This window comes from Paenibacillus taiwanensis DSM 18679, from assembly GCF_000425125.1.
GTDB classification, from domain to species: domain Bacteria; phylum Bacillota; class Bacilli; order Paenibacillales; family Paenibacillaceae; genus Paenibacillus_B; species Paenibacillus_B taiwanensis.
Genome location: NZ_AULE01000023.1, coordinates 36,046 through 47,924, shown reverse-complemented (window position 1 = coordinate 47,924; position 11,879 = coordinate 36,046). Strand labels below are relative to the sequence as shown.

At 46.6% G+C, this 11,879-nt stretch carries 10 protein-coding genes; 1 reads left to right on the top strand and 9 read right to left on the bottom strand.

All coding sequences use genetic code 11. The features are described from left to right. Window positions 1-26: 26 nt before the first annotated feature. Window positions 27-260 carry a hypothetical protein gene (locus H509_RS27050; RefSeq protein WP_084159046.1) on the top strand — a complete coding sequence of 78 codons (234 nt, stop codon included), beginning with the start codon at window positions 27-29 and terminating at the stop codon, window positions 258-260. On the opposite strand, the gene H509_RS0102415 is transcribed toward H509_RS27050, so the two are convergent. The 9 genes from H509_RS0102415 to dnaB form a co-directional block, all read right to left on the bottom strand. Further along, window positions 211-1,035: an MBL fold metallo-hydrolase gene (locus H509_RS0102415; RefSeq protein ID WP_028543662.1), complete on the bottom strand. Its 825-nt coding sequence runs from the start codon at window positions 1,033-1,035 to the stop codon at window positions 211-213. The two genes, H509_RS27050 and H509_RS0102415, sit on opposite strands and share 50 nt — an antisense overlap. After that, the gene (yycI, locus tag H509_RS0102410; protein ID WP_028543661.1) at window positions 1,032-1,772 is read right to left on the bottom strand and encodes a two-component system regulatory protein YycI; all 741 of its coding nucleotides are present in this window, start codon (window positions 1,770-1,772) and stop codon (window positions 1,032-1,034) included. The genes H509_RS0102415 and yycI overlap by 4 nt, the downstream gene beginning before the upstream one ends. A 77-nt stretch (window positions 1,773-1,849) precedes the next feature. Next, window positions 1,850-3,163, bottom strand: coding sequence for a YycH family regulatory protein (locus H509_RS0102405; RefSeq protein ID WP_028543660.1), 1,314 nt, complete (start codon window positions 3,161-3,163; stop codon window positions 1,850-1,852). Then, a complete protein-coding gene (gene walK, locus H509_RS24040; protein ID WP_051286768.1) occupies window positions 3,160-5,040 on the bottom strand; it encodes a cell wall metabolism sensor histidine kinase WalK in 1,881 nt (626 codons plus the stop codon). The genes H509_RS0102405 and walK overlap by 4 nt, the downstream gene beginning before the upstream one ends. Further along, window positions 5,040-5,753 carry a response regulator YycF gene (gene yycF, locus H509_RS0102395; RefSeq protein ID WP_028543659.1) on the bottom strand — a complete coding sequence of 238 codons (714 nt, stop codon included), beginning with the start codon at window positions 5,751-5,753 and terminating at the stop codon, window positions 5,040-5,042. The genes walK and yycF overlap by 1 nt, the downstream gene beginning before the upstream one ends. Before the next feature lie 272 nt (window positions 5,754-6,025). Then, window positions 6,026-7,555, bottom strand: coding sequence for a M23 family metallopeptidase (locus H509_RS0102390; protein WP_028543658.1), 1,530 nt, complete (start codon window positions 7,553-7,555; stop codon window positions 6,026-6,028). Between the two features lie 246 nt (window positions 7,556-7,801). After that, on the bottom strand, window positions 7,802-8,602 hold the full coding sequence (locus H509_RS24035; RefSeq protein ID WP_051286767.1) for a hypothetical protein: 801 nt from the start codon (window positions 8,600-8,602) through the stop codon (window positions 7,802-7,804). Between the two features lie 291 nt (window positions 8,603-8,893). Beyond that, complete coding sequence (locus H509_RS0102380; protein WP_028543657.1) at window positions 8,894-10,177, bottom strand: adenylosuccinate synthase; 1,284 nt, start codon at window positions 10,175-10,177, stop codon at window positions 8,894-8,896. A 346-nt stretch (window positions 10,178-10,523) separates the two neighbouring features. Beyond that, entirely contained in the window at window positions 10,524-11,879 is a 1,356-nt protein-coding gene (dnaB, locus tag H509_RS0102375) for a replicative DNA helicase (protein ID WP_028543656.1), read from the bottom strand.

The following is an 11,879-nucleotide window of genomic DNA, read 5'->3' as shown; positions in this document are numbered from 1 at the left end:
ATTCCATTTCCGAGAGGAGAAAGAGCATGTCACGAATATCCCCTACTTGGTCAGACATTGACCTTATTGGTAAAATTGCCGATCTCAAGCATGATAATTATCGTCTTACCTTGGCTGTCTCCACCTTGATGGATCTATTGGTTGAAAAAGGGCTGTTAACACATGATGATATCTCCCGCAAAGCAGCCGACCTAGACGCCTTTCTGCAAGTTACGGATGAAGCGCCAGCTTCTGTGCGCGCACCGTATCCCATGACGTAGGACGATCATAATACGTATCGAGAAGCTTTAATTCTGACTCTTTGTAGAAATGGCCTCGGTCCTCCATTACATTCTGCACCGTCATTTTGGCCAGATCCTGCTGGTTATGCTCGCGGCTGAGATGCGCCAGATAGACACGACGCGTATTACCAGTCATGGCGTCACAGAGCGCCTCTCCAGCCGCTTCGTTAGATAAGTGCCCCATATCACCAAGGATGCGGCGTTTAATATTCCAGGGGTAACGACCCATACGGAGCATCTCCACATCATGATTGGACTCTAACACCATCACATCGGAGTCTATAATCGCATCCCGTACCTTGTCGCTCATATAACCGAGATCGGTCGTCACGCTTAGTTTCGTATCACCCTCGTGAAACGTATAAGCTACCGGCTCAGCAGCGTCATGTGAGATGCCAACGGATTCGACACGCAAGTCACCAAAATCTTTTGCTTCGCCTGTCTGCATTACAATCCGATTTTGTTCCGCAATGGTTCCAATGTGCTTTTCTAGTGCTTCCCATGTCTTCTCATTCGCATAAACGGGAACGTTGTGCTTACGCGAAAATGCACCTAAACCCTTAATATGATCCGAATGCTCATGCGTGACTAAAATACCGTCAATAGCAGCGCCAGACAGCCCCTGTTCCTTTAAAAGCTCGTCCGTCCGCTTGCAGCTTAATCCAACATCTATCATCAAGGTAGCATCGTCATTTTGAATAACGGTTGCGTTCCCTGTAGAACCGCTCGACAACACGGTAAATCGTAAACTCATAGCTTGCTCTCCTTCTTTCCTACGGGCACATGCTCTACTGCTCCATTAATTGCATTCATATAATACGCGTCACCACTATCCAACAATACTCTCCAAGTAGGTGCTGCCACCTGCGTATCCGTATTAAACAGCTGCCCGTGATAGCCGAGCCGCACATCTCTTACGATGGCATTGGTCGGCAATATTTCTATGACCCTGCCAAGCGCTTGTGTAGCAGGAAGTATTTTCTGCTCCTGAGCGTCCTTCGAATCTTCTGGTTCCGCAAATTGCTGGCTGAAAGCTTTAATTTTCTGACTTTCGTAATACAGCTCAAGCTTCACCTCAAACAGCGGCAGCCCGTTAGCCATCTGCTGATGCAGCACGAATACACGATCATCACCAGAAAATTGATCATAATGGTACATTTCCATATGCTCAATTTCATCATCCAACCCACGGACAAGTTCCTTTTGTGAGAAAATAATTTTCGTATCTTCCTGCTGCTGCAAAGGTGTCTTGTACTTCCGAGTTGTAATCCGATACGTAAGCTCATGCAAGGATGGCGTTTCGGACGGTATGGTCGCCAACACCTGAATCTGCTTCTTGTTCATAATAAGCTGTGTTTCCGCAGACAAGGAAGTCCAGTCAAGCTCAGAATGCATCTTATCGCGCAAATCCTGCCATAACTGATAGCCTAGCACCACATTAAGCAGCAAAAACGCATAAATAAGTACACTTTTGGCACGGCTCCAATCCATCCTGAACACCTCCTTTTCTCTAAAATGGGGACAACTATCGGAAGGTCCTCCCGCGCTCCTGACCCTCCAACATCGTCCTAAGGTTCCAACAGCTCCGTCGTACCATCTGTATACTTAACTTGCCATACAGGATGTAGTCGAATTTGCTCTTCACTCATAAAAGGCTCATATACAGGGTTTACTTCTGCAACCTGTGCATATTTAGGTAATGTTTTCAGCCTGGCAAGGAGTGGATCACCTGCAATCAACTTCTTGACCTGCTTCTCGTCCGCATGAGCACCAAGCTGGATCAAGGAGCGCTCATAGTTCATAACCATTCCCTGCTGCAAAGTAACCTGCACATAGCCAAAGCGAGTATCCTTTGTGCTTATAATCGGGTACGAGCCCCAATATTGCTGGAACACGAGTCGATTGTGCGTTCCGCTTAAAGTAGGGATGCCTGGACTTCCTTGCGCCATGTTCTCCATCACCGACAAACGGAAGCGACCACTCCAACCGCCGCGCTGATTGATAAAGTTAACGGAGGTCATCACATCGCTAGTCATATCCGTTCGTTCCTCTGTCGGGGCAGTAGCATCGGAATACGTAATCCAAAGCTGATTCCGCTGCACTTGCAGTCCCCGTTTACCATCTGTATAAATTTTAGAACCATCATTTTCTTGGATGATCTTTGTCAGCGTCGGGTCAAAAAATAAACTTCGCTGCATCTGCTCCGGTGAAAACACCGTGTACGGCAGCTTAACCTCCACCATCTCGATTGGCTCCTGCGGCACATAGAACGTGCCATTTACGAGTCGATAAGGTGTCCACGAGCTTCCAAACTCTACTAGCTGTTTTACATCCTGCACAGACAAGTCTGCTCTAGTGGACTCGTAGATCCGATTATCTTCCGCCGTAAAGAAGAAGACGCGAACCTCGTTTAACTCTTCTGAGGCATACAGCCATACTTTATTTATACTTTCCGTCTGAAATGCTGCATCTTCTGAAATAGGCAGCACTTTCTGCAGCAGCTTTGCCGGTACAGGCGAATTAAAGCGCAGCTCCAAGCCTTGCTTCTTCTCTTGTATAGCGGCCCAGTCTAAATCCGCCCCTGATTTTAATTGAAAGCCGTCATAAGAACGTCCTTGCAAACGTTTCATAATAATGTTAAAGAAGATCGTCCCTGGGTCCATAATCGTATGCTTGTTGTTGCCCAGGTGAAGAATCATATGTTCTGGATAAATGAGATTATCCACTTTCTCTTCTGGTCCCAAGGGATCTGCCTTAATGTACGTGCTTCCCACTCGTTTTACGACATCAAAGTTTGGCATGCTATAAGCCAAAAGGAAGCTTTGCACCAAGCTCAGTAAGACAAGCACCGCCAGTACGATTGATTTACTCCGCTCCATCATACTTCAGCTTCACTCCCCTCAGTCTCCTCCGGCTGTGCCAATGACACGGGAGCAGACAATGGCAGTGTGAATGTTACACAGGTGCCCTCATTCCATTCCGACTCGATGCCAATCGTGCCGCCATGTGCAATTACCATTTCCCGGGCAATGGATAAACCTAGACCTGTCCCGCCCATATTCCGCGAGCGTGCTTTATCTACGCGGTAGAAGCGTTCAAATATTCGCTCTACATCTTTTTCGGGTATGCCCATGCCATTATCCTGCACAACTATGGCGACATACTTACCTTCATCTGCAATGGATGCCGACAATGTAATCGTTCCTTGTTCCGGCGTGTACTTAAACGCATTCGAGACGAGATTATCCAACACCTGATCAATTTGATCCCGATCCATCGTAACTTTAGGGATACTTGCTTCTATTTGAACGACAGATTGAATATGTTTATTTTGAAATTGGAACGAGAAGCGATCAACGACTTCCTCCAGCAATTCACATATTTCGATCGGCTGCATTCGCATTTTCGCCTGCTTCGAATCTAAACGTGACAGATGGAGCAAATCGGTCACCAACCGAATCATCCGTTCCGTCTCGTTATGAATAACACCTACAAAGCGGCCAGCTAATTGAGGCTCATCCAGAGCACCATCATCCAACGCTTCGACGTAACTTTTGATCGTCGTTAACGGTGTGCGCAGTTCGTGCGACACATTTGCTACAAATTCACGGCGCGACTGATCTAATTTCTCCTGCTCTGTCACGTCCTGAAGGACAACAATCGTACCCGTTATCCCCTCGCCTCTACGATGAATCGGCGTAAACGTAACCCGCAGAATGGAATCATGATCTGCCTCTCCCTCTTCCTCTGCATGAACTGGAAGTAGCATCCAGTTCATTTTATCTTCTACCCGCTCCCTAAGCTCCGCCTCTGCTAAGCCAAGCAAGGCCGACAATTCCTTGCCTACACATGCTGTTGGACGAATTCTGAGCATCAGACTAGCACGCTTATTCATCACGATGACACGCCCGTGCTCATCTGTAGCCAACACTCCGTCACTCATGTTCGTCAAAATGGAGGCCAGCTTCTCCTTCTCTTCCTCGTTGACACTGAGCGCCTCCTGAAGCCTGCGCGTCATATCGTTAAACGCTTCGCTTAGTTGGCCAATCTCATCATTACCGAGCACAGGCACTTGTCCCTCAAAGTTACCTTCGGCAACTCGGGTCGCCTGCTTCGTAATATCCTTGATCGGCTGCGTAATTGTATGTGCCAATATAATACCAAGCACAGCAGTAAGACCAAGGGCGATGGCCATACCCGACAGAAATATCCGATTAATATTATCGATCGTATCGTACAAGTCTTTCATGGAGGCCACAACGTAGAGTGCTCCGAGATTTTTGGCGCCGTACTGAATCGGCTGCGCTAATACCTTTTTGCGCTCATTATCTTTGCCGATAATGACTTCCTCATTGTCCCGCAGCCCTTGCAGCGCTCGGTTAACAACCGTCTCCGTATTTTTGCGGCCTACGTAATTATCGTCAGGCTGACTGGAGGTGGTTAGCACTTTACCCGTAGCGTCCAGCACTTGAATTTCGATTCCGTTCATATTCGATACACTTCTAACGATCGCATTCAAGTCTTCCCGCGAACGCTCAAAATCCGTTCCCTCGACCATATCCAGCTTCGGTCCAACTTGCATGAGCACAAAATTGGTAGTCGTTTGCAATTCCTGTGTGAAATTGTTCGTAAGTGTATGCTTCATCGTACTGACAAAATAGACCCCGATAAGCTGCATCGCAATCAAGATTAACAGTACATAAATAATGATTAGCTTCGCTTGAATCGTTCGTACGAATCGGCTGATCCACAACGTCATCACAGCCCTCCGGACTTGGGATTACGCATCATGTAGCCAAGTCCACGCCGTGTAATAATATACTCCGGCTTGCTTGGATCGTCTTCAATCTTCTCACGCAGCCGCCGTATCGTCACATCCACTGTACGCACGTCACCAAAATATTCATAGCCCCATACTGCCTGTAGCAAATGCTCTCTTGTCATAACCTTCCCGCTGCTTCGCACCAAATAATACAACAACTCAAACTCGCGATGGGTCAGATCTAGCGGCTCGCCATTCTTATAAACGATATACATATCCGTATCAATAAGTAGTTCGTGCAGGCGAATACCCTGCTTCTCTTCCGCTGCCGCCGTCGATTCTACCTTCTGTTGACGACGGAGGTGTGCTTTGACACGGGCAAGCAGTTCACGTGTGCTGAACGGTTTCGTGACATAGTCATCTGCGCCCATTTCAAGGCCCAGCACCTTGTCCAGCTCCGTATCTTTGGCCGTAAGCATAATAATCGGCATCTGCAAATGCTGTCGTACTTCACGACATACATCCATACCATCCTTTACTGGCAGCATCAAGTCTAGTAACATCAAGTCAGGCTTCTCCTGAAGCGCAAGCTCCACCGCCGCACCCCCGTCAAATGCACATACGACTTCATAGCCTTCCTTCTCCAAGTTGAACTTCAAAATATCTGCAATCGGCTGTTCATCGTCCACGACCAATATTTTGCCGTACATGAACTCCACCTCTTTTCTTATCGCTCTCTTCTAAAGCCAATACCATTTGTCTATTTTATCATACTTGTCGCTATACCCTGATAGTAAACGTTGGAGCGTGCACTGTCCACTTTATGGCGGTCGTTGTACAGAAAATAGGTAGAACCCGTGACAGAAGATACAGATAATCCACCATATGTGCAGCTCACTCACCTATTCAGACCCTATTCAGATAACTAGACAAGCTATGCACAAAAAGAAGCAAGGCAACGTTTGCCCTGCTTCCGAAATGGTTATAAATATTTAAGTGGATTCTCAATGTTATCGCCCTTATGGATCTCAAAGTGCAGATGCGTTCCAGTCGAATTCCCTGTGCTGCCCATCACACCGATCGCTTGGCCTTTTTCAACAATGTCGCCCACATTAATGTTAATCTCACTGAGATGGCCATATAACGTCTCATAGCCATTGCTATGGTTAATAATAATAGTGTTGCCGTATCCATTCTTCACACCCGCAAAAGACACTACGCCTTCATCAGAAGCCATAATGGTCCGGTCTGAAGAGACAAGATCGATCCCCTTATGCATACGTCCCCAGCGCTTGCCATAACCACTCGTTAATTGTGCGCCGCTCACGGGATAAGCAAATGTGCCCGAGCCTTCCCCACGAACTTCCTTAGTTCCACGAATAATAATTTCCGGGATCGTAGGCTCAATTACTTCCTGATTGATCCATTCTTCCTTCGTCAAGCGTCCATTATCCTTGATCAAGCGATAAGACATACGCTTTAATCCTTGCTTACCTTGACGAACTACTTTGGATTGTCCCGCTTTCATCTCCGGATCTTCTTTAATCACTTTCTGAGGCTCAGTAATTAAATACTCACTATACGCTTCAACCGTCTTAACCGTAATTAACGGCTTCGGCTCCGTTAAATCCAAGACTTGTCCGATCTGAATAAACTCTTCGCCTACACTCGGGTTATTACGGTAAATCGTCTCGATAGACACATCTTTATCACGAGCAATCGACGATACCGTATCCCCCTTTTTCACCTCATACTTGACTGGCTTAGTACTGCCCGTCGTGAGCATAGCCATCGCCTCTTCCGGCGTGAGCACCTTGTTCGGATCAACCTTCTTGTCCACGGTAGCCACACGTTCACGAAGAGTAACCGATTCAACGCGGGATACGGCTTTCATAGCGTGTGTCGAGCGAGTCGCTGACAAAGTGCGAACTTGTCCTGCCTTCTTGCCATGATCCGGATCGTACTTGGCCTTCGCTTGCGCCAAAATCTGATCAGCCGTCGTCTGGTCCTTCACATAACCAACAGCTTCTCCGTTAATCTTCAGCTCAATAGCAGCAGCATACGCTGGAATCTGGCCTTTCAACTTGGAAAGTGTCTCTGTTGTTGCTGGCTCAGCCTTATACTTCGCATCTGTAACCGTGTGAATGGCAGAAGTATCAATCTCCATAATAGCATTCGGATGTTTCGCTTGTACTTCCTCAAGACGATCCGCATACATACGCTTCAAATCATCTTGTGTAGATACAGTGCCAACTAATTCATTGCCTCTATATACGTTCAAAAACGTTATTGTATGTGCATCCACATAAGCTGTGCCACCCCATATCGCGGCGGTCATAACAGCCACTCCTGTTACCGACAGAACGATCTGCTTGCGGGATTGGCTCACCCATTGCTTCATAGTGGCGGCATTCGCCTTGTTGCGCCATGCAGACGTCAACTTCCTCCATCGGCCAGGAGATTGAGGTTTATTCAAGCCTTCATCATGAAGGTCTTTATCGAATTGTTCCATGATACTCTCCTTATAATGATCTTGCCCAATTGTCCCTTTATCTGTTGTTACATCTATAATTTCTGTACATAAGTTACCCCTAGTACAACATCGCATACGACAAAAGTTAACGTTTTGTCACCTTTTTTACTGTAACACAAGTCGAAGAAAAGATGCAACTGACGCATTCAGCTACAAAAACAAGAAAAATGGCCCCTTTATGAAAGGCAGCCATTAGCATACGGTTTAGTTTATTGTATTTTCGTATCACGGTTCTGTCTTAGGAACAGCGCCTGTCAGCAGCTGCCGCATCTCTTTATATTGATCATCATCTAAATGTTTGGCTAATATTTGTTCCACCTCGTTCATTTCGGAAGACGTTAATCCCCCCTCCATCAATGTAGATATGCGCTGCCACTCCTCCTGCGGCAGCTTTTTCATTAAGGTGGTAAATACTTTATTTTTGGCTTCCGCCGACAATTGATCTTTATTTTTTGTCAACGCCTCCGGTGACATCACCACTTCTTCTTGATGACCTAGCTGAGACGATTGCCCGTTTGCCTCTTCTGTAGATACTGCACCCCATACTGGAAGTGCACCGTCTGGTTGCTGCGGGGTCGCTGATTTTTGTTCATCTCCTCCACGAGATCCTGTGCTTGGCTGCGTTGTATCCCCTTGCTGGGATGCAGCAGAATCGGAATGACCCTGATTCGTACTCGTATTTACCCCGTTCGGCTTATTTTCATTACTGTCATCTACCTTAACGTCATCTTTAGCCGACTCACTAGTAGAAGAGGAAGGTGTATTCCCTGCTCCTGTTCCTACTCCTGCTTCGGCTCCCTTGCTGGAACTTGCCGTCTTTTGATGTTTTTCGCCTCCCCATAAGGAAGACCATAACGTCATTGCCGTCAAAGGTTGCCGCTGAACAGGAATATTATATTGTGAAATGGCAGACTGAATATACCGGTCTACAACAAGTGCTGTTGTGCCTATCGTCAACAAGCTTGAAATGATGCCTACAATGATCATAATTGCAGTCATCTGAAATAAGCGCAGAAACCACCGCATAATAAAGTTACCTCCTTTTGCATCTATTAAATGGATTAGTGGGCCGTTTTTTAGTAACTTAGAGTGACTTAGAGTAACTCAGAGTAACTTTGAGTATCTTTAGTGACATTACGTACTCTAATTTTCCCTATTCAAAGGTTTTTACTTCTCAGTATTTCCGGTTAAATAAAGATTCATGCAGCATATTTGCCTCCAGAACAACAAAAAGCGTTCTAACCTGAATAAACAGGCTAGAACGCTTTAAGGTTCGGGACTACAAAGAGTCCCTATGCTAGTACGTAATCCAATCGCTTAGCGATAGATAGCACGTACTTGATTGGTTTGCTCACGGTTGCGGCCGACAGAGAAGATCGACACCGGAATTCCAGTCAATTCAGATACACGCGCCACGTAGTTGCGTGTAGTTTCAGGAAGCTCATCAAGAGACTTACATTGTGTAATGTCTTCTGACCAGCCTGGCATTTCCTCATAGATCGCTTCGCACTCAGCAAGCATCTTCAGGTTAGCCGGATAGTAATCAATAACCTCATCACGGAACTTGTATGATGTACATATCTTAACCGTTTCGAGTCCCGTTAAGACGTCAAGCGAGTTCAAGGACAAGCCCGTAATGCCACTTACACGGCGAGCATGGCGAACAACCACACTATCGAACCAGCCAACACGACGTGCACGGCCTGTCGTTGTGCCATACTCATGACCTGCTTCACGAATGAAATCACCAATCTCATTGTTTAGCTCCGTCGGGAATGGGCCATCACCCACACGTGTCGTATAGGACTTCGCTACACCGATAACTTCTTCAATCTTGGAAGGGCCTACGCCTGAACCAATACATACGCCGCCCGCTGTCGGATTTGACGATGTAACGTAAGGGTAAGTTCCTTGATCGATATCAAGCATTACGCCTTGCGCGCCTTCGAAGAGCACTTTCTTGTTGTCATCGATTGCATCATTAAGTACAACCGAAGTATCCACTACATAATGACGAATGTACTCCGCATAAGCCAAGTATTCCTTCAACATCGCTTCAATATCAAGCGGTTGACCTCCGTACATTTGAATGAGTTCATTCTTCTCATTGGCAATGTGACGCAGTTTCTTTGTGAATTCTTCCTCATCAAGAAGATCAGCAATACGAATACCGATACGAGCAGCTTTATCCATATAAGCAGGACCGATACCTTTACGTGTCGTGCCGATCTTGTTCGGACCTTTACGCTCTTCCTCAAGCTCATCCTGTACCATATGATAAGGAAGAATGACATGAGCACGATCACTTATACGCAGGTTATCCGTCTTGAATCCATTCTCATGAATATACTCAATCTCTTCGATTAAAGCTTTCGGATTGATAACCATACCGTTACCGATGACACACAACTTGTTATCGTAGAAAATACCGGATGGAATCAAATGCAGCTTGTATTTCTTGTTGTCGATTAGAATTGTGTGTCCCGCGTTGTTACCACCTTGGTAACGCGCTACGACGTCAGCGCTCTCAGCGAGAAAGTCTGTAATCTTACCTTTCCCCTCGTCGCCCCATTGGGTTCCTACAACAACTACTGTAGACATAACTTATACCCCCATCGGGTGTTCAACACACCAATATTGGCCGCCCTCCGGGTGAAAGGCAGCACTCCAAGTTTATCAGCCTTAACTAGCAAAGTCAATCAAATGGCGAACAATAAATAAGGCCCCATATGGAATGTTCGGGATCATGTTCAAGGTTTAGCCACTTTCCTGTAATTAGAAGCTTTGTATAAGCTTTTTGTAAACGTAACCTCGTGTCCCACCGATTTGCTTTAATCAGAAACGATCTCAAAAATGCGGCTAAAACGTAGAGCAGCAGCGTGTATCCCTTGATTTGTCCAATTATGGACCTTCATGTGGGGCACGCTGCTTGTGCTCTTTAAGGCTATTATCCCGCATGCGGGTCTGCATGATTCCGTTCGTAGCTGACGAATTTATTGAAATTTTTGAGAAAGACAAGTTCAACTGTACCTACAGGCCCATTACGCTGCTTAGCGATAATAATCTCGATAATGTTCTTCTTCTCCGACTCTTTGTCATAATAATCATCGCGGTACAGGAAGGCAACAATATCCGCATCTTGCTCAATCGACCCAGATTCACGAAGGTCAGACATCATCGGTCTTTTATCTTGACGCTGTTCTACCCCACGGCTTAGCTGTGACAACGCAATAACCGGAACTTCCAGCTCACGCGCAATCTGCTTTAAGGTACGCGATATTTCGGATACTTCCTGTTGCCGGTTCTCGCCGGCCTTGCCGCGTCCATGAATAAGCTGCAAATAATCGATCAAAATCATACCAAGCCCGCGTTCCTTCTTCAGACGGCGGCATTTCGCTCGAATATCCGCTACAGTAACCCCTGGTGTATCATCAATGTAGATTTGGGCTTCCGATAATGAAGCAATCGACATCGTCAGCTTCTCCCAATCGTCGTCCTCCAAATGACCCGTACGCAGACGGGTAGCATCGACGTTTGATTCTGCACATATCATCCGCTGAACGAGTTGTGCTGCTGACATCTCCAAACTGAAGATGGCAACCGTTTCTTTGGCTCGAACTCCTACGTTCTGGGCAATGTTGAGGGCGAAAGCCGTCTTGCCGACAGAAGGGCGCGCCGCAACGATAATTAAGTCACTGCGTTGGAAGCCTGCCGTCATCTTATCTAAATCCGTGAAGCCTGACGGTATGCCTGTCGTTCCACCCTTATTCTCATGCAAGTTCTCAACCTTCTCAAAAACTTCCATCAAGACGTCTTTAATCGCAATAAAACCGCTGGAAGAACGGCGATTTGATATTTCAAGGATACGACGCTCCGCGTCACTCAGCAGTGCACCTACGTCATCGTCTCCGGCATATCCTTCGCTGACGATCTGTGTAGCCGTGTTGATCAAACGCCTAATCATTGATTTCTCTTCAATAATTTGGGCGTAGTAGTCCACGTTAGCCGCAGTCGGGACTGAATTAGCAAGCTTGGCCAAATAAGACACGCCGCCAACGTCATCCAGCTGTTTCTTTACCTGCAGCTTCGCCGTCAGCGTAATCATGTCAATCGGTTGGCCTTCTTCACCAAGCTCGATCATCGCTTCATATATAAACTGATGAGCGGGCAGGTAGAAATCTACCGCTTGCACCCGCTCCATCGCTGTAATTAATGCCTCAGATTGCAACAATATCGCGCCGAGTACAGCAGCCTCAGCATCGGTACTCTGCGGGGGAACACGATCGACAAACATGTCGTTCAT